This is a genomic window from Bilifractor sp. LCP21S3_A7, from assembly GCF_052118825.1.
Taxonomy (GTDB): Bacteria; Bacillota; Clostridia; order Lachnospirales; family Lachnospiraceae; genus Bilifractor.
Genome location: NZ_JBQKGL010000004.1, coordinates 109,733 through 129,132, shown reverse-complemented (window position 1 = coordinate 129,132; position 19,400 = coordinate 109,733). Strand labels below are relative to the sequence as shown.

Below are 19,400 nucleotides of genomic sequence, written 5' to 3'. Positions count from 1 at the left end.
GCGAATTTCTTCGTGATACGCACTCGCGCGGTAAATACCATCGCATACCGTGTGAGTCCTCTATCTCCTCGCTTTTTCACGGTTCCTGTAAAATAAACCCTAGTAAAATGCTACACTTTTCAGTCGCTTCATTATATAACACTGTATTTTCAATTGCAAGCGGCATTCTGCAAAACCGGGAAGGATTCCTGTTGCTGTATCACATCTTCGAAAACGCAGGCAGGAGCGCCGCACGCAAAACGCGCGTAAGAGACGCAAATTCCAGCGGGCAGGGATCCGACGCTACGGATCGCCACACGCGAAGCGCGCGTAAGAGACTCTGGTGCAGAACGCGAAGCAATCCCCAACCTATAAAGTATGTGACCGATGTTTACCATCTCAGAGAAGCGGCGCAACGAACCGGAGAAGCGCGCGCACAGACCGCTGCAGGATCGTCTGCGCACCCTTCCGGTATCGATCCGTCACCTCTTCGGATTCCAGCAGCATCTTCTCAAAATCCGCCTTGATCTCCCCGACAATACTGCTGCGGTGGAACAGAACTCCATCCTCGAAATGAAGATACAGACTCCGGTAATCCAGATTGATCGTCCCGACTGTAGCCGACCGGTCATCGACGATACTCATCTTTGCGTGACAGAAGCCCGGCGTATACTCATAAATCCGCACACCTCCGCGGACCAGTCCCGAATAGTAGGACCTTGTCTCCTGGTAGACCAGTTTCTTGTCCGGGATCCCCGGGGTGATGATTCTCACATCAACCCCTCTCTTCGCGGCGCCCACCATCTCCCGCCGCATTTCGTCCGTAATAATCAGGTACGGTGTCACAAAATACGCGTAGTTCTTGGCCGACCTGAGCATATTCATGTACACCTCTTCACCGGTCGGCTCATCGTCGAGAGGGCTGTCCGCATAGGGCTGCACATAGCCGTCACTCTCGATCCCGCCGGAAATCTCCGGCAGATATTTCTTCACATCGCAATTCGGGTCGGTGTGACTGAGCAGATCCCACATTTCCAGAAAGATCAGAGAAAAACTGCGCACGGCAGCGCCTTCCAGACGAATTCCGGTATCCTTCCAGAACCCGTACGGTTTTGTTATATGAAAATATTCATTCGCCATATTGTACCCGCCGGTATAGGCAATTTTTCCGTCAATCACCATGATTTTCCTGTGATCCCTGTTGTTGATGAAGATATTGAGCAGCGGGAGCACAGGGTTAAAACGGATGCAGTGAATGCCCGCCTGTTCCATTTTCCGGTTAAATTTCCGGTTCAGAAAAGCAATGCTTCCGATATCATCGTAGATCATGCGGATCTCCACGCCCTCCGCGGCTTTCTTCTTCAGAATCCGAAACACTCTTTCAAAGGCGCCCTGCTCTTCAATCGCGAAATATTCCATGAAGATATGATGCTGCGCATTCTCAAGATCCTGAAGCTGTGACTCAAAGGCTTCCGCCGCATCCGGAAAAAACTTTACCCGCGTGTTCTGGTAAACCGGAAAACCACAGGTCTTCCACAGATAATTGGAGGCTCCGGCAGCTCTCTGATCCTCTTTTTCCAGTGTTTCCAGCGTTTTTCGGCTCTGCTTCAGCTTCCGGAACAGCTCATGATCGATTGCCTCAAACTCACGCCGCATGCGCCGGGTGGAATTTTTTCTTCCCATGACCGCATAAAAGACAATTCCCGCCATCGGGAAGGCCATTACAACCATCATCCAGAACATCCGATACGACGCGTTCATGTGCCGCGCAAAAATCGTAAGCGTCAGAATCATGGCGCCGAAGGTAATCGTCGTGGAAAGCCACGGCAGCCTGGCCTCCAGACTGGTGATCATTGTAAAAATCCACGCGAACTGTATCACGATCAGGATCACGAAGAAAAACACCCGCACAATACTTGTCTTTGTCCAGCTCTTCTGCTCGACTCTCATCTTCTCACTCAAAGCGATCCTCCTGTTCTCCCTGCGGATACTTTTTATCTGTTCTTCTCCGGAATGATCTGATGCACGAAGCAGATCCCGAGTCCGGACACGGCAAGATACCGCAGATGCGGCGCCCATCCGTCCGCGATCGCAAGGTAGAGCTCGTGCTCCTCCCGGTCCCCGCTTTCCACCTCTACTGCTCCGTAGCAGATCACATGATGATCCCCGTAGCAGGGATGATTCCGCAGCTGCAGATACAGAATCCGTCCCTCCTTCGCCCATTCCATGAAAAGGCCCTTCCGATACGGAACACACGGCAGGACGGGGCATGCCAGGTGATACCTTCTCAGGCAGACCCGGATATAAAGTCCCGTCAGAGCATCACTGGTTCCTCCAAAATGATGAAAAAGATCCATGTTATGATAGATCAGCGTTTTTTCACCGATTCTGCTCACCCGAAGGAAAACGTCCTCCGGCAGAAGAGACTGCCCGCAATCCTGCCAGTTCTGCCCGGAATCCGTATATCTCCCTTTCATTCTTTCAGTATTTTCCCGATTTTTTCCACATAGAGACCATTTATCCAGTGTCAGAATCAGATTTGTAATCGCCACAGGGCCGCAGTGTCTCTGATACCCCTTTCCCAGGGAAGCAAACTGCGAGGTCACGCACATATTGGGAAACGGTTCCCACGGTATCACCCGCTGTACAACGCGAAACTTCTTGTGATGCACAGATTCCGCGTGACGGACCGGGTCATCAATCACCTCCGTATTTTTCTTCTCAAATCGCATATTGTCCTCACATTTCTTCAGTTTTTGTAACGAGTTACTATCTATATTATAACTTCAGACACGTAAAAACAATCCGGTTGCGGGGGATGAGGGTTTGCTGTTGCAAACCTTACGTTCGCAGAATACAATTCTCACTATTTTTAGATAGTACACTTACTTTCCAAAAATAATTAATGCGATGGCGGATATGTCATGATATACTAATGATACAGCTGAAGCCGCCATCTCGTAAGAACGCGGGCAGAGACTTCGACAGCCGCCTGCGCGGGCTTTACCCACACTACAATACTGTATAAACCCGGCTGCCGCGCTGCTTCATGCGCTGCAAATAAGCAGCCCTGCAGTCATCCATGAAAGGAGTATTTCATATGGCAGTTATCTGGATTATTCTGGCGATCCTCATCATCTGGCTCATCGCGGCGAACATTCGGATTGTTCCGCAGGCAGAGGCATACGTCATTGAACACCTCGGAAAGTTCAAGACAATCTGGAATGCGGGTCTTCATCTGAAAATGCCTATCGTTGAAAAAATCGCCAAAAAAGTATCCCTGAAGGAACAGGTACTGGACTTTCCGCCGCAGCCAGTCATTACCAAGGACAACGTCACCATGATGATCGACTCGGTTGTCTTCTGTTATGTATTTGATCCGAAGCTCTATACCTACGGAATTGAAAATCCGATCTCCGGTCTGCAGAACCTCTCCGCAACGACGCTGCGGAACATCATTGGCGACATGGAACTGGATCAGACGCTCACCTCCCGCGAGACGATCAACGGAAGAATGCAGGCGATTCTCGACGAGGCGACCGATCCCTGGGGCATCAAGGTCACCCGCGTGGAAATCAAGAATATCCAGCCCCCGAAGGAGATCGAAGAGGTCATGACGAAGCAGATGAGGGCAGAACGCGAGCGCCGTCAGACGGTTCTGGAGGCACAGGCGCATCAGGAAGCCGTTGTAAGCCGGGCAGAGGGCGACAAGAAGGCGAAGATTCTGGCCGCTGAAGCGGAACGTGATGCTCAGATCGCTCTGGCCGAGGGACGCGCAAAATCCATCAAGCTCGTCTATGAGGCGGAGGCTGCAGGTATCAGCGATCTGAACAGGGCAGGCATCAGTGAGAGTGTCCTGAAGCTGAAGGGAATCGAAGCCCTCAAGGACGTCTCCGACGGCAGAGCCACCAAGATCTACATGCCTTCTGACATTGCGAATGTCATCTCCTCTCTCGGCGTAGCCGGGGAGGCACTGGGAATCGGTGATGCGACACCCATCAACCGCAACGCGAAACCGAAGCCGCCAGTTCCGAAGGATCCCTGCATCACGAACGAGACCGGACGGGGCGGACGGGAAGCGGCAGCCGCTTCCGCCGCGATCAATTCTTCTGTTGTCTCTGAAGATCAGCGCTCTGACACCACTGAAATATAAAGCACCGTCCCCATCGAGATAAAACACGCTGCGCGAGTTTTATCTCGCTATCGCGACGCTCGCCGCACACGAATACTTCGCATTCGGCTGCGGCTCACTGTTCGCGTAAATAAAAGACCGCCACACCAACTGCAATACAGCCGGTGTGGCGGTCTCTCATATCTGCGTCAGAAAATCACTTGTTATTCTTTTCGTGCGCAAGCTCGTCATTCAGAATATCCAGCATATCATACACATCCAGTCCGTGGGTCATGCATGCCTCTTCAAGCGTCTCCATTTCAGAGACACCGCAGCCGATGCAGTGAAGACCGCAGCTGAGCATTACCGGCACCAGAGAAGGATATGCCTGCACAATATCGCCGACAATCATATCCGCACGGATCAGCTGGTCGGAGCCTCCAAGCATAGAATCAATATCCTGCTGAACGGTGCCGATTCCGGAAATGCCGAAATACTTCACCAGCACGTTTGCGACATTCGGAGAAAGGAACGCGGGGAGCGTCGGTCCCAGATGAATGTGCTTGACATCCAGGTAAAGGAGAGCAAGCAGTACGATTACCGCCTTCTGCTCATACCATGCGATGTTGTAGACAATCGGAAGCTGATTCAGATTGTCGTATCCGAACACCTCTTTCAGCTTGAGCGCAATCTGAACCAGGGAGTACGAATCGTTGCACTGTCCAGCATCCAGTACCCTCGGGATCCCGTTGATCTCTCCGAGATCAAGCTTGTTGTATCTGTACTTCGCGCAGCCCGCTGTCAAAATCACCGTATCCTTCGGCAGCGCCTTCGCGAAATCCGTATAGTAGCTTCTGGTCTTCGCGCGGCCGTCGCAGCCGGCCATCACGATAAACTTCTGGATCGCTCCGCTCTTTACCGCGTCCACCACCTTGTCCGCAAGCGCAAATACCTGATTATGCGCGAAGCCTCCGACAATCTCTCCGGTTTCGATCTCCGTCGGTGAAGGCAGTTTCTTAGCCATCTCGATGATCGCGGAAAAATCCTTGTGTCCATTCTCATCCGCATCGATGTGAACACAGCCCGGATAGCCGGCATTGCCGGTTGTGAACAGACGATCCTTGTAAGAATCCTTCGGCGGAACCAGGCAGTTCGTGGTCAGAAGAACCGGACCGTTGAAGCTCTCGAACTCTTCCTTCTGCTTCCACCACGCGTTTCCGTAGTTGCCGGCAAAATTCTCATATTTCTTGAACGCCGGGTAGTAATGCGCCGGAAGCATTTCGCCGTGTGTGTATACGTCCACGCCGGTTCCCTGCGTCTGCTCCAGAAGCATCTCCAGATCTTTCAGATCATGACCGGAAATCAGAATCGCCGGGTTGCTGCGAACGCCGATATTCACCTTTGTAATCTCCGGATTGCCGTATGTCTCCGTGTTGGCGCGGTCCAGCAGATCCATGCCGCGAACGCCATAGCGTCCGGTCTCCATCACAAGTGCGAGAAGGGTTCCACCGGTGAGCGTATCATCCATGGTCTGTGCCAGCGCCCTCTGTATGAACATATCGATCTCGGTATCTTCCTTTCCAAGTGCGTTCGCGTGACTCACATAAGCGGCAAGTCCCTTCACTCCGTAGGTAATCAGTTCGCGGAAGCTGCGGATATCCTCATCCTTTGTGGCAAGAACTCCGACACCCGCGGCCTTTGCCGCAAATTCCTCGCGAGACCCTCTCCACAGAGAAGCCTCCGGCAGAGCATCCTTCTTGCTCACCTTTGCCAGAAGTTCATCTTCCTTCCTCAGCGTCGCTTCAATTCTGGAGATGATATCCTCCTTGTCAAAATCCGCATTCGTGATCGTTGCGAAAAGATTGGCCGTCACCATGTGGTTCACATCCGCCGTAATCTCTATCTTCTCTCTGCGAAGCTGTGTGGCAATCGCAGACAGTCCCTTCGTCACATAGATCAGCAGATCCTGCATCGCAGCAAGATCCGGCTTCTTGCCGCACATTCCTACTCTTGTACAGCCCGTGCCGCCCATCGTCTCCTGGCACTGATAACAGAACATCGCGTTATTTTTATCCATCATTATACCTCCTGGGATTAACTTCAACATCAGAATGAGTTCAGTATAACAGAAAAATACAATTTTGCCGTAACAAATCTTACAAAATTTAATTTCTTTCCTGTTTCCGGCTGCACTTCACGCTGATACCGTCCACACAAAGCCCGATCCCATATACCCTGTCTCGCAAAATACCGGTCATCATTCACACATATACCGTCCACCCGCAGCTGACACGGACGGTTGGAAGTTGTATTGCGGTGCGGACAGTGGTACAATTCAGTTATATAATTATGCAGCAGAAACTGGAAAAGAAAAGCCTGTAAAGCAGAGGATGAGCGTCAAATTGAAAAAGAATCCCTTATATAAAAGCTTCGGATATGCCTTCCAGGGCATCTGGGCCTGCATCCGCAGAGAGCGCAACATCAAGATTCATCTGGGTTTTATGACGCTTGTCATCATTGCCGGCTGCGTCCTGCACATCAGCATGACTGAATGGATGATCTGCATGATTCTCTTCGCGCAGGTGCTGAGCCTGGAAATTGTCAATACCGCCATCGAAGCCTGTATCGATCTGGTATCCCCGGAGAGACAGCCGCTGGCGAAGCTTGCAAAGGATGCTGCAGCCGGGGCGGTTCTGATATCGGCGATTTTTGCCGCAATCATCGGGCTCCTCATTTTTGTCCCGAAGGTATTTTGATCCTGCGGGTCTGAAAGTCGGAAGCATCCCAAACCAATATCGTATTTACTCCTCATGAAATTCGGGAATAATATATACACCAATCTTCAACCCTATGAGTGCAGAAAAGGAGGAATCATTATGAGTGACGATTTAAAACTGACGGATACCTTCCGTAAAATTTTTCTCGCGGGTGTGGGAGCTGTAGCTCTCGGCGCGGAGAAATCAAAGGCGGCCATCGACAGCCTCGTCGAAAAGGGAGAGCTTACCGTTGAGCAGGGGAAAGTTCTGAATCAGGAGCTCAAGCACAAGGTAGATGACGCCGTAGCTGATGCAAAGGCAAAGGCGAAGGAGAAGACCGCGGCGAAGGCCGATTCCGAGAAACCGTCAGCCGCTCTCAAGGGAGACGACTTCTCCGAAATGCTCAACAGCCTGACTCCTGAACAGCTTGCTGCTCTGAAGGAGCAGCTTGCCGCGAAGGATACCTCTGCAGACAAGACCTCTGCAGACAAAAGCGCTGCAGCCGAAACCCCGGACGACTGAGCCTGCCATCCGGACAGCCTGAATTCCTTGTCCGACCCGCCCCACAGCACGGAGCATTCTGCGGTCTCACCGGCCTCAGCGTTCCGCCTGCGGGGCTCATTTACTGTATAAAGCCGTCGTCAAGCGGGCAGTTTTTGGGCATGCGAAGCATGCACAGAAAACTGCATGCTTGAACGACGCTAACATGTATGAGCATGGAGCGGTGCGAAGCAACGCGGGAATGCGAATACCTGTTAGCGGCACGGAAGCTGCGAAGCAGCGAAGTGACGCGGGGACTTATATAGTATGTGGCACGCCTTATCGTATGAGGTTTACTGAAAAGTCCAGTCGCAATGTTCTTGGCCCACGGGGAGCTTGCTCACCAGTGGGCAAGAACATTAGCGACGACAACAGGTATGAGCACGAAGTGACGCGTAAGCGGCCAATACTGCCGGCTTTCCTCCTCCGTCACGGCATGCTGATACACCTGTGGTGTCCCTGCGGACCACAGATCTTTACAGAGAATGTGAGAATTTGTCATGAATCATGCAGAAGAGAAAGCGAACAACAATCCTGCTGTTCCCGAAAATCCAGAAAAAAAGCCGGACAGTTCCTCCCGTCTGAAGGAGATCACGCAGATTCTCCTCGAAAATAAGGTCTTCCGCGGCGTCACCCCGGAGAAGCTTCGAATTGTCATCGAGGAACTTGGCCCTACCTATATCAAGCTCGGACAGATTATGTCCCTTCACTCCGATATTCTGCCCAAGGAATACTGCACAGAGCTGATGAAGCTCAATTCTGAAGTGACGCCCATGCCCTTCTCCGACGTCATCTCCGTCATCGAGACCTCCTACGGCGACAGATGGTCCGAGATCTTCGAGAGCATCGACCCTGTCTCTCTTGGCTCCGCGTCCATCGCTCAGGTACACCGCGCGCGTCTGAAAACCGGTGAGAACGTTATCATCAAGGTGCAGCGGAAGGGCATATACGACACCATGTCCCGGGATATCCGGCTTCTCCACCGGGCAGTAAGATTACTGCCTTCCATCGGCGGGCTTAAAAATGTCGTGGATCTCAGTCAGGTTCTCGATGAACTGTGGTCGGTTGCACAGGAGGAAATGAACTTCCTGAAAGAGGCAGACAACATGGAAGAGTTTGCCCGATGCAACAGTGACGTCGCATTCGTCGGCGTACCGACGCTATACCGCAGGTACACAACCTCACAGGTTCTCGTCATGGAATACATTGACGGATTTTCCATCACGGATACAGAAGCCCTTCAGAAAAACGGCTATGATCTTCACGAAATCGGAGCGAAGCTGGTCGACAACTACATCAAGCAGGTCATTAACGACGGGTTCTTCCATGCGGACCCGCACCCGGGGAATCTGCGAATCAGGGATGGAAAGATCATCTGGATCGACATGGGAATGATGGGACGCCTCAATGAGCGAGAACGCGGTCTGCTCACAGAGGCAGTGAAAGGAATTGCCGATCATGACGTGTCACGCGTGGAGAACGCGGTACTGTCGCTGGCGGATTTCCGAAAGGGAAAGCCCGACAGAGAACAGCTGTACCAGGATCTGCGTGATATCCTTCAGCGCTACGGCGACACGGACATCGCCGGAATAGACATTGCAGATTTCTTCATGGATGTCATGGACGCCATGAAGAAAAACAGAATTACGATGCCGCACGGTCTCACTATGCTGGCAAGAGGGCTGACACATATGGAAGGTGACCTTGCAGAGATCAGTCCGGACATCAATATGGCGGAAATCGCCTCTCAGCGAATCCAGGCCTCCTATTTGAAAAGCTTTGACTGGAAAGAAGCTCTCAGTCACAGCGGGCAGGACCTTTTCTACGCCGCCAGAGACGCCGCGAAGCTTCCCTCCCTGATGAGCCGCATCATGAAGGAATACCTGAACGGACAGAGCCGTGTCAATCTGGAGCTGAAAACCTCGAAAAATCTTGCGTGGCTGATGCGGAAACTCGTCCAGAACATCGTCATCGGCATGTGGGTGGTCGCACTACTGATCTCATCCAGCATTCTCTGTCTCACGGATATGCATCCGAAGATACTTGGAATGCCGCTTCTCGGTTTTCTCGGATATTCCGCTGCAGGCGTCATCGTACTCTTCCTCGTGATCCGGCACTTCGCGACAAAGCCAAAATAACATTGAACAATGTAAAGATGCCAGGACATAAGATCTTACAGACTTCGCGGCAAAGCCAAAGGAACACCGGATAATTCAGCGCACCATGATCAGAGTGCCTTCTTTTTCTCCTCTGCGAGAAGCTTCATCTCTCTTGCGTTATCCCGCACTGCGCGGGTGATCTCTGCTCCTCCCAGGATACGTGCCAGCTCCTCCACAGACTCCTCGCTGTTGAGTTCACGGATCCTGGAGATCGTGGACGCATTCTCCACACTTTTGGCGATCTCGAAATGATGGTCCGCCATTGCCGCAATCTGCGCCAGGTGTGTGATGCAGATCACCTGGTGATTTCTTCCGATCCTCGCCATCTTCTCCGACACCTTTTGTGCCGTCCTTCCGCTGATTCCGGTGTCAATCTCATCGAAGATCAAAGTCTCTGTGTCGTCCTTGTCCGCCAGAAGCGTCTTGATGGCGAGCATAATTCTCGAAAGCTCACCTCCGGAAACGACAGATGCCAGCGGCTTAACCGGTTCACCCGGATTGGTCGAGATCAAGAATTCTACTGCGTCATATCCTTTTCTGCTGTAGCTGGCGGTTCTGGAAAAACGGATCTCAAATTCTACCGAGAGGAAATTCAGCTCCTTCAGTCCATCCCGGATTCCGGCGGAGAGATCCGCAGCTGCCTTCCGCCTCTCATCGGATAGTGCCCGGCAGTCCTGTTCCAGATTCTTTTGCAGCTCTTCCTTCTTTTTTAAAAGTTCCTGCTTCTGCCGGTCGAAATTTTCCATTTTCTCCAGCTTATTCTTCTGCTGTTTCTGATATTCCAGGACGTCCGCCGTCGTTTTTCCGTACTTCGCCTTCAGACCGTTAATCAGATCCAGCCTTTTCTCGGTTTCGAAGAACTTCTCCTCGGAAAAGGTAAACTCCGACAGATAATCCGAGATCTCCCGGTTAAAATCATTCAGCAGATTATCAATGTCTCCGATGCTCGCAGCAAATCCCGAGAGCGCCTCGTCATATCCGGCCACCTGCGACAGCTCCCGTACCGCGCGGCCGGTCATGTCTCCGGCGCCATCCTCGTACCCGGTCAGACGGTGTACCTCGCCCAATGACTCCGCGATCTTCTTGCTGTTCGACATCAGCCGGTATTTTTTCTCAAGCTCCTCTTCCTCGCCGGGAACCAGAGCGGCATCCTCAATCTCGCTGATCTCATACTTCAGAAAAGAAAGCTCACGTTCTCTCTCTTTCTCATCAATCTCATACTCCTTCAGCTCCTCGCATACCGCGCGCCACGCCTGATACGAGTCCTCCACCCGTTCGAGAGGCAGGGCAAGAATATCCTGCCCGTACTCGTCCAGAATTTCCAGCTGGTTGTCCGGGTACAGAAGCTTCTGATGCTCATGCTGCCCGTGAATGTCCAGAAGAAGGCTGGAAATCTTCCGGATCCTCGCGGCGGTTGTTACTTCTCCGTTCAGGCGGCAGATGCTTCTGCCGTCCGTGATTTTCCGTGTAATGATCAGCTGCCCTTCTTCGGTATCAACATCCATATCCTGAAGGCGCTGCAGAATCGTCGGATTCTCAATCTGAAAAACGAGCTCCACAAGACAGGCTCCCGTCCCCTTGCGCAGCATTTCCTTCTGCATCTTGTGGCCGAGTGCCAGATTAATGGAACCGATCAGAATGGATTTTCCGGCTCCCGTCTCGCCGGTAAGAATATTCAGGCCCGGGCCGAAGGCAACCTCCGCCTCATCGATCAGAGCCAGATTCCTGACATGAAGCTCTGCAAGCATTCTCTTCTTCCTCCTGTTTACTGCTGAGGTCACGGAAAAATTTTTCCGTCGAGACTCAGAATTTTTCCAGTAACTTCTGAAACTTGTCTTTCACACGCATGGCTTCGTCAACGCTCCTCGTGGCACAGAAAATGGTATTGTCTCCCGCGATACAGCCGACGATTTCCTCCCAGCTCATCTCGTCAATGACCGCCGCTGCTGCCATAGCCATTCCGGAGCCCGTGTGAACCACCAGCAGGTTTCCAGCCACGTCGATCGCCGTGACCGCATCCCGAAGCATACGCACGTATCGCCCGGCGGTATCCTTCGCCTGATTCTGGAGAAGCGTATACCGCAGATGGCCATTTTCTCCGGCAACCTTCGTGAGCTTCATATCCCGGATATCTCTCGAGACGGTTGCCTGCGTCACATCGAAGCCGTTCTCCTGCAGCCTTCTGGCAAGTTCCTCCTGTGTATCGATCTCATATTCATGGATCAGTCTTAATATCTCTGTCTGTCTCTCAAGCTTCACCTGAATCCTCCATCCGTAAAACGTTTACGGCGCCAGCGCGCCGCCCGTTCATACAGCTTCTGTTCTTCTTTCTCCCCTCCGCGCCCGAAGGTGTCCGCTCCGGTGCGCATCCGCACGCTTTGTACCGTTTCCGCAGTTTTTCATCCTCAGATGTTACTCATTTTCCGTCTCAGTGTTCCGAGAAAGCTGTCATTATGTATCTTCGTAATCTTCACATCCCTGTCGGCACGGACGATCACGACGCTGTCTCCGGTAACCATCGGTGCCTTCCGGTCGCCGTCGAAGTAAGCCATCGCATGCTCGATGGTATTGTCCCGGCCAGGTCCGAGCCTTACCGTGATTCTGTTTTCTTCCGGAAGAATAATGCTTCTGGTGTTCAGGGTATGTGCGGCAATCGGAGTCATCAGAAACAGATGAGCCTCCGGCGAAATCAGCGGGCCGCCCACAGACAGGCTGTACCCGGTTGATCCGGTCGGTGTGGAAATGATCATGCCATCTGCGCGATAGGAATTCAGAAATGCGTCGTTCACATAATTTGTTATTGAAATCACATGCATGGAATTCTCCCGCCCGATCACGATGTCATTCAATGCACTTTCTTCACTGATCAGTTTTCCCTCATGATAGACTCTCCCTCGCAGCATCATGCGGGACTCGACCTGATATCTGCCCTCCAGCAGAGCATCCAGGGCCGGAAAAATAGAATTCCGATCTATCTCCGTCAAATATCCCAATGTACCCAGATTCACTCCGAGGAGCGGAATCTGTCTGTCCACCACGTCGTCCGCAGCCCGGATCAGAGTTCCGTCACCCCCGAGCACGATGATTCCGTCGGTATCCTCCGGAATATCATCCGGCTCCGTGCTGCGGCGTCCGTCCTCCGGGGCTGCGCTGTCAATGTGAACCGCGGCCCTTCCGCCCCGGTTCTCTATATATCTCACAATCGAATCTGTAATACTCCGATCCGGATCCTTGGCAAAGTTCGTGATGATAAAAAAATTCTTCATAGCTGTCATACGTATCATTTCTCCGCTTTCCTGTCAAGGGCGCTGTGCGCGGCCTCTACGGTCTCACGAATCATCTCCTCCGTAATCCGGCTGCTGCCGCTTCCATCGGAATATTTTCTCAGGTATATCAGATATTCGATATTTCCCTCCGGGCCCTTGATCGGGGAATAATCAATCTTCTCCGGCCAGAGCGCAATGCCGGAGGCAAAGGAAACAATCATCCGGATCACCTCCTCGTGCACCGCAGGATCGCGGACGACGCCCTTTTTCCCGACCTTTTCACGTCCCGCCTCAAACTGCGGCTTGATCAGGCATGCAAGCTCTCCCTCCGGCTCCATCAGCGCCTTTACAGCCGGAAGAACCTTTGTCAGCGAAATAAAGGAAACATCCACGGAAACGAACGAAGGCCGCTCCCGGATATCATCCGCCGTCACATAGCGGATGTTTGTCTTCTCCATGACAACAACCCTCGGGTCCTCACGAAGCTTCCAGTCCAGCTGTCCCCGTCCCACATCAACCGAATACACCTTGACCGCTCCGTTCTGAAGCATACAGTCCGTAAAACCTCCGGTGGACGCGCCTACATCCATGCAGACTCTTCCTGAAAGATCCAGTGCAAAGCTCTTCACTGCCTTGTCCAGCTTCAGTCCGCCGCGGCTCACGAACGGAAAAAGATCCCGTCCCTTCAGCGTGATCTCCGATGTCTCCGCAAACGTCATTCCGGGTTTGTCCTCCCTCTGCCCGTCTACAAAGATCTCACCGGCCATGATCAGCACCTTTGCCTTTTCCCGCGAGGGAGCCAGTCCCCTCTCTGTCACCAGTATATCCAGGCGTTTCTTCGCCACACTTCTTCCTCCCCTCGTCTCCGGTTTCTCCGCTGCCCGATGGCAGCAGGACCACAAAAGCCATACCTTACGAACAATAACCAGACTCATACAACCTGCGCGCTGTTCAGCTATTGGCCGCATAAGCCTCGCCTTGCGAACAGTAACCGGACCGTTCCTTACAGGATTTCACAGATTCTCTGATAAACCGTCTCCGCGTCGATGCCGGCCGTCCGCAGCTGCGAATCTCTGCCGGCGTGATGAATGTAGGTATCCGGAATGGCAATGATCTCTACATGCACCGGATTTTCCTCCGGCAGGCTCTTCATCTCGTCGAGGACCTGCTCCCCGAATCCTCCGCATCTGACATTTTCCTCCATCGTCACGAAAAGATCATGGTCACATGCCAGTTCCCGCAGAAGCTCCCGGTCAAGCGGTTTTACAAAGCGCATATTTACAACCGTCGGGTTCCATCCATCCGCCTCAAGGCGCTGCGCAACCGCCACAGCCTCAGCCACCATGGATCCAACAGCGAGAAGCGCGATTTTCTTTCCCTTCCGCAGAACCTCTCCCTTTCCCAGAACAATCTCCTCACGACATTCTATAAGCCCGCTGTACGCTGCTCCCTTCGGATAACGGATGGCAACCGGTCCATGAAATGCCACGGCGAACTTCATCATATCGGAAAGCTCCCACTTGTTCTTCGGAGCCATCACGGTCATCCCCGGAAGCATGGTCAGATAGGACAGGTCGAATACTCCCTGATGTGTCTTTCCATCCGCACCGACGAGTCCGCCTCTGTCAATCGCAAAAACCACATGCAGGTTCTGCATGCAGACATCATTCATAATCTGGTCAAATCCTCTCTGAAGAAAGGAGGAGTAAACCGCAAAAACAGGAATAAGTCCTCCGAGAGCCAGGCCCGCAGAGAACGTGACCCCATGCTCCTCGGCGATTCCCACATCGAAGAACCGGTCTGGAAAACGATTTGCAAAGCGCTTCAGCCCTGTTCCCTCCTTCATCGCCGCGGTAACCGCCACGACATCCGGATTCCGCTCTCCCATCTTGACCATAACCGTGGAAAAAATATCCGTCCAGGAGACGACCCCTCTGCTCTCCGGGATTCCGGTCGCTACGTCAAACGCGCCGGTCCCGTGAAATCTGGACGGATGCCGGACAGCCGGAGCGTAGCCATGCCCCTTCTCGGTCTTCACATGCACGATCACCGGACCGTTAATCCGCTTTGCGTCCTCAAAGAGACGAATCATCGCGGATATATTATGACCGTCCACCGGCCCGAGATAGGTAAGTCCCATATTCTCAAAAAGCATTCCCGGAATGACAAGCTGCTTGATGCTGTTCTTCGTCTTCCGGATCCGCTCGATCACTTCATCTCCGCCATGAAGCTTCTCAAGCTTTCCGGCCACCTGTTCCTTCAGATCCGTGTACGCGTGAGATGTCCGGAGCGTCGCGAGATAATCATGCATTCCTCCCACATTTCCGGAAATCGACATGTTGTTGTCATTCAGAACAATAATAAAATTCGTCTTCAGCTGCGCGGCATTGTCAAGCGCCTCATACGCCATGCCGCCGGTCAGCGCCCCGTCACCGATCACGGAAACAACCGTGTACTGCTGTCTCCTCAGATCCCTCGCCCTGACATAGCCGAGCGCGGCGGAAATGGAATTCGAGCTGTGCCCCGCGTCCCACGAATCACAGCTGCTCTCCTCCCGCCTCGGAAAACCGGAAAGTCCACCCTCCTGCCGAAGCGTCGAAAAACGATCCATGCGCCCGGTCAGAATCTTGTGCGTATAGGACTGATGTCCCACATCCCACAGAATCTTATCCTTCGGAAGATTCAGCACATAATGAAGCGCAATCGTCAGCTCAACCGCTCCCAGATTCGACGCAAGATGTCCGCCGGTTCTGCTGACGGACGAAACCATGAACTGACGGATTTCATCCGCCAGCTCCGGGAGCCGGTTCGCCGGAATTTTCTTCACATCATTCGGTTTCTTGATTTTTTCCAGCATAGCCATCCCCCCTCTATATCTCTTCCCGTGTCTTTCCGGCGGAATCGATCGGAATTCACGGTATCCAGCTCCATCTGACACCTGATCTTTAATTACTTCTGGAAGCCATGCGAATCAGAAACTCCCGGAGGAATTCCTTTTCTCCCGGTATGCTGTCCAGAAGTTTCACCGCAGCATCAGTCAGTTCCCTCACGGTCCTTTGTGCGCCGTCCACGCCCTGAAGCGTGACATACGTCGTCTTGTCATTCTTCGTATCGGAACCGACCGGTTTACCCAGCTCCTCCGCAGTACTGATCACATCCAGGATATCATCCTGAATCTGGAACGCCAGACCGATCCGTCTTCCGATCTCCCTCATCGATTCGGTCTCCCCCCTGCCCGCGCCTGCGAGAACCGCCCCGATCATCAGCGGAGCTTCCAGCAGTGCACCCGTCTTGTGGAGATAGATGTAATCCAGCATCTCCTTCGGCAGCGCGCAGATGCCGTTTTTGTCATTTTCTACGTCCACGCTCTGTCCGCCAAGCATACCGTACAGACCGGTTTCCCGCGCCAGAATCTCAAGCGCTTCCACTACAAGCTGTGCATCCTCCGTCTGCCGGAAAGCCTGCAGGGCTGTCTCGTAGGCATAATTCAGCAAGGCATCCCCCGCCAGAATTCCAATTGCCTCTCCAAACACCGCGTGTGTCGTCTTTCTGCCCCGGCGAAGCTCATCATTGTCAACGGCAGGAAGGTCATCATGCACGAGAGAATGCGTGTGGATCATTTCAATGGCAGCCATGAACGGCTCCACAACCGTTTTCCTGCCGCCGAACATCTGATAGCTTTCCATCATCAGAATCGGACGGATCCGTTTGCCCCCGGACCGGATACTGTAGTTCATCGCCTCCGCCAGCTTCCCCGGAACTGCGTCCTCCGCCGGAAGGTAACGCTCAAGAACAGCATCCGCCCGATCCCGACGTTTTTTTAATTCCTCGTCAAAATTCACTTAATTCACCATCTTCGCTTATCTGAAGCATTTTCTTCTCAACGGTATCAATTTTCTCCCGACTGGATTTCAGAAGATCCATTCCCTCCTTGTAAACCGCGAACGACTCCTCCAGCGGAATCTCCCGATCCTCCAGTTTCGCGATCAGCTCGTCCAGCCTTTGAAAGGATTCTTCAAGAGTCAGTTCCTTCTTCTCAGCAGATTCCATTCAGACCTCCCTCCTTCTCTTCCTCGTGTCTGTGACGCTGCTGCGGATGACTCCGTCTGTGACCGAAAGCAGCAGCTCGTCTCCCGGCCTGACCTGATCTACGGAAAAAATATTCCTGCCGCTTTCATCCTCAGCATACGAATAACCCTGATTCAGCTTCCGTATCGGAGACAGTCCGTCCAGCTGCCGGATCAGCAGCTCCAGATGATGTCTTCGCTCCGCAGTGATCTGCGCAGAACGCTCCCGCAGCAGATGGAGCTGATCATTCCACCGTCTCTTGGTCTCAATGAGAATCCGCTCCTGGCGCTCCGCCAGACGGTCCTCCAGGTCGGCGAGACGCTGTTTCTTCTCCCGCAGCTGATTCGCCGGGCTCAGATAACGAATCTTTGCCCGGTCCGCCTCCAGCCGGTCACGCGCAGCGGAGACGCTCCTCTCCATATCGGAGAGCATCCGCCCGCGATACGCCTCCATCCGATGAAGAATCTCCCGTACGTCAGCTACTGCAAGCTCTGCGGCAGCGGAAGGGGTCGGAGCCCGCAGATCTGCAACATAATCCGTGATTGTGGTATCTGTCTCATGACCGACAGCGGAGATGATCGGTGTCTGACAATCAAAGACCGCCCGCGCGACCTCTCTCTCATTGAAAGCCCACAGATCCTCAATGGATCCGCCGCCACGTCCGACGATGATACAGTCCACCCCGAGCCGGTCCAGTGTCTCGATTCCCCGCACAATGCTCGGAACCGCACCCTCGCCCTGTACGAGAGCAGGATACAGAATCAGCTGAATATACGGATTTCTGCGGAGCGATATATTCCGGATGTCCTGTATGGCAGCACCCGTCGGCGCTGTTACAATCCCGAGTGTGCGGACGTACTTCGGGATTGGACGCTTGTATTCCGGCGCAAACATTCCCATATCCTCCAGTTCCTGCTTCAGCTTCAGAAACTGCTCGTAGAGAAGTCCGGCTCCCTCCAGCTCAATCTTCTTGGCATAGAGCTGATATTTTCCGTCTCTCGTATAGACCTCAACCGGCCCTGTCACAACGACGCGGTCTCCATCCTTCATCTGGAATCCCAGGCCGCCCCTCCGGTCGCCCGAAAACATAACACACGACATGGCGGACTGCTCGTCCTTCAGTGTAAAATAAATATGGCCGGAGCGGTGATATTTGCAGTTGCTGATCTCACCCTTCACCGATATCATGCGCAGCGCAAAATCCTGCGCAAACATATTCCGGATGTATGCATTCACCTGTCCGACCGAATATATATTATGATTCAATACAGATCATTCCTTCTCTTCCCGCGCGATCTGTCCGAGAACGCCGTTCACAAAGGAGCCGGATTCCTCTCCTCCGTAATGCTTCGCGATCTCCACCGCCTCATCAATTGCCACTCCGGTCGGGATATCCGCATCATACAGAATCTCATATACCGCGAGCCGCAAGACACTGAGATCCACCTTCGCCATGCGTGAGGTCTTCCAGTTCCTGGACGCCTCGTTCAGCTTCCCGTCAATTTCCGGAAGTTTTTCGAGTATCCGGGAAAGCTTTTCACGGATATACTTCTCGTCCTCCATCGTAACATCCTCGGCATTCGCAAAAGCGGGATTGTTCTCCCTCTCCTCCTCCCTGCTCTCATAGGAAGCGTAGGGAATCTCAACGAGCCCTCCCCGCATCTCATCCAGATACAGTGTTACCTGATCATTCATCTCCTCTTTATCGGCAAACTGCTTCATAAAAAGAAGGCGAAAAATTGTCTCTCTCAGCTGGGTACGTATCATTCTCTCAATATCTCCCGATCTTATTATTGTCTCACAAACTGCACAGGCCGCTATTCCTCGCAGCACCTACTTATTTTTCAGCTGCACAGGCAGCCAGCTTTCGCCGCATTTATCTATCTTTCGGCCTCTATAATCAGTCAGTCTTCGCAGTGCCTACTTATTTCTCAACCTGCACATCAGCGACGCTCACGTTCACATCCGCGACCTCAAAGCCCGTCATCGTCTCCAGCGCGTTCTTCACTCTCTCCTGAACCTTCTTCGTCGTCTCCGGAATATTATATCCGAATCGCATAATGATAATGATGCTCACACGGATCACCTTGTCCTGAAGTTCAATCCGTACGCCCTTGGCAAGGGCACGCGCGCCTGCCCGGGACGCCTTTGCGTGAGTGATGCCTCCTCCGAGACATGCAACGCCGTCATTCTCCGTCGCCGCGAGCGCAGCGATCGTTGCGATGACCTCATCCGCAATCTGAACGGTTCCGATGGTGTGATCGTCATAAATCATGTATGTGTTCTGCTTTTCCTTAGATCCCTTCTGTGACATAACTTCCTCCTTCATCGCTTACGCTTTGCCGTCTGCCGCGTATCCCGGATGCCTGTCTCCTTCGGATTACCGATTTTGCACTAATTATACCAAACGCCGCCGTCTTTGTGAACTCTTCCCGGAAAATCATCCCGGATAAGTCCCTGATCTTGTTACTGTTCATGATTCTTTGCGCGGCAGGCCAACATGACGGCCTCATCGGACGCC

General features: G+C 52.9%; 17 protein-coding genes. 4 read left to right on the top strand and 13 right to left on the bottom strand.

Going from position 1 to position 19,400, the window contains the following annotated elements; all coding sequences use genetic code 11:
• Positions 1–378 precede the first annotated feature (378 nt).
• Both cls and ACTQ1O_RS04935 read right to left on the bottom strand, forming a co-directional pair.
• Positions 379–1,941, bottom strand: coding sequence for a cardiolipin synthase (gene cls, locus ACTQ1O_RS04940; protein WP_441486355.1), 1,563 nt, complete (start codon positions 1,939–1,941; stop codon positions 379–381).
• Between the two features lie 32 nt (positions 1,942–1,973).
• Entirely contained in the window at positions 1,974–2,711 is a 738-nt protein-coding gene (locus ACTQ1O_RS04935; protein ID WP_441486354.1) for a hypothetical protein, read from the bottom strand.
• A 368-nt stretch (positions 2,712–3,079) separates the two neighbouring features.
• On the opposite strand from ACTQ1O_RS04935, the gene ACTQ1O_RS04930 reads away from it, so the two are divergent.
• Positions 3,080–4,132, top strand: coding sequence for an SPFH domain-containing protein (locus tag ACTQ1O_RS04930; RefSeq protein ID WP_441486353.1), 1,053 nt, complete (start codon positions 3,080–3,082; stop codon positions 4,130–4,132).
• 175 nt (positions 4,133–4,307) lie between these two features.
• Here ACTQ1O_RS04930 and hcp read toward each other — a convergent pair whose 3' ends face one another.
• Complete coding sequence (gene hcp, locus ACTQ1O_RS04925) at positions 4,308–6,170, bottom strand: hydroxylamine reductase (protein WP_441486352.1); 1,863 nt, start codon at positions 6,168–6,170, stop codon at positions 4,308–4,310.
• A gap of 310 nt (positions 6,171–6,480) precedes the next feature.
• Between hcp and ACTQ1O_RS04920 the strand changes: the two genes are divergently transcribed.
• The 3 genes from ACTQ1O_RS04920 to ACTQ1O_RS04910 all read left to right on the top strand — a co-directional run bounded on the left by ACTQ1O_RS04920 (position 6,481) and on the right by ACTQ1O_RS04910 (position 9,524).
• Positions 6,481–6,846, top strand: a complete 366-nt coding sequence (locus tag ACTQ1O_RS04920) for a diacylglycerol kinase family protein (protein ID WP_441474085.1) — start codon at positions 6,481–6,483, stop codon at positions 6,844–6,846.
• A gap of 120 nt (positions 6,847–6,966) precedes the next feature.
• Positions 6,967–7,368: a hypothetical protein gene (locus ACTQ1O_RS04915; protein WP_441486351.1), complete on the top strand. Its 402-nt coding sequence runs from the start codon at positions 6,967–6,969 to the stop codon at positions 7,366–7,368.
• Between the two features lie 518 nt (positions 7,369–7,886).
• Positions 7,887–9,524 carry an ABC1 kinase family protein gene (locus ACTQ1O_RS04910; RefSeq protein ID WP_441486350.1) on the top strand — a complete coding sequence of 546 codons (1,638 nt, stop codon included), beginning with the start codon at positions 7,887–7,889 and terminating at the stop codon, positions 9,522–9,524.
• Positions 9,525–9,613: 89 nt separating this feature from the next.
• Here the strand turns inward: ACTQ1O_RS04910 and recN are convergent, their stop codons facing one another.
• The 10 genes from recN to ACTQ1O_RS04860 all read right to left on the bottom strand — a co-directional run bounded on the left by recN (position 9,614) and on the right by ACTQ1O_RS04860 (position 19,193).
• Positions 9,614–11,293: a DNA repair protein RecN gene (recN, locus tag ACTQ1O_RS04905; protein ID WP_441486349.1), complete on the bottom strand. Its 1,680-nt coding sequence runs from the start codon at positions 11,291–11,293 to the stop codon at positions 9,614–9,616.
• Positions 11,294–11,348: 55 nt separating this feature from the next.
• Positions 11,349–11,804, bottom strand: coding sequence for an arginine repressor (gene argR, locus ACTQ1O_RS04900; protein WP_441474089.1), 456 nt, complete (start codon positions 11,802–11,804; stop codon positions 11,349–11,351).
• 146 nt (positions 11,805–11,950) lie between these two features.
• A complete protein-coding gene (locus ACTQ1O_RS04895) occupies positions 11,951–12,820 on the bottom strand; it encodes an NAD(+)/NADH kinase (protein ID WP_441486348.1) in 870 nt (289 codons plus the stop codon).
• Positions 12,821–12,825: 5 nt separating this feature from the next.
• The gene (locus tag ACTQ1O_RS04890) at positions 12,826–13,656 is read right to left on the bottom strand and encodes a TlyA family RNA methyltransferase (RefSeq protein WP_441486463.1); all 831 of its coding nucleotides are present in this window, start codon (positions 13,654–13,656) and stop codon (positions 12,826–12,828) included.
• 158 nt (positions 13,657–13,814) lie between these two features.
• Positions 13,815–15,668: a 1-deoxy-D-xylulose-5-phosphate synthase gene (dxs, locus tag ACTQ1O_RS04885; RefSeq protein ID WP_441486347.1), complete on the bottom strand. Its 1,854-nt coding sequence runs from the start codon at positions 15,666–15,668 to the stop codon at positions 13,815–13,817.
• Between the two features lie 88 nt (positions 15,669–15,756).
• Positions 15,757–16,653, bottom strand: coding sequence for a polyprenyl synthetase family protein (locus ACTQ1O_RS04880; protein WP_441486346.1), 897 nt, complete (start codon positions 16,651–16,653; stop codon positions 15,757–15,759).
• Entirely contained in the window at positions 16,643–16,861 is a 219-nt protein-coding gene (xseB, locus tag ACTQ1O_RS04875; protein ID WP_441098887.1) for an exodeoxyribonuclease VII small subunit, read from the bottom strand. The genes ACTQ1O_RS04880 and xseB overlap by 11 nt, the downstream gene beginning before the upstream one ends.
• Entirely contained in the window at positions 16,862–18,094 is a 1,233-nt protein-coding gene (gene xseA / locus ACTQ1O_RS04870; RefSeq protein WP_441486462.1) for an exodeoxyribonuclease VII large subunit, read from the bottom strand.
• A gap of 57 nt (positions 18,095–18,151) precedes the next feature.
• Positions 18,152–18,646 (bottom strand): transcription antitermination factor NusB, encoded by a 495-nt coding sequence (nusB, locus tag ACTQ1O_RS04865; RefSeq protein WP_441098889.1) that lies wholly within the window; start codon positions 18,644–18,646, stop codon positions 18,152–18,154.
• 157 nt (positions 18,647–18,803) lie between these two features.
• Complete coding sequence (locus tag ACTQ1O_RS04860; protein ID WP_441474095.1) at positions 18,804–19,193, bottom strand: Asp23/Gls24 family envelope stress response protein; 390 nt, start codon at positions 19,191–19,193, stop codon at positions 18,804–18,806.
• Between the last annotated feature and the right edge of the window lie 207 nt (positions 19,194–19,400).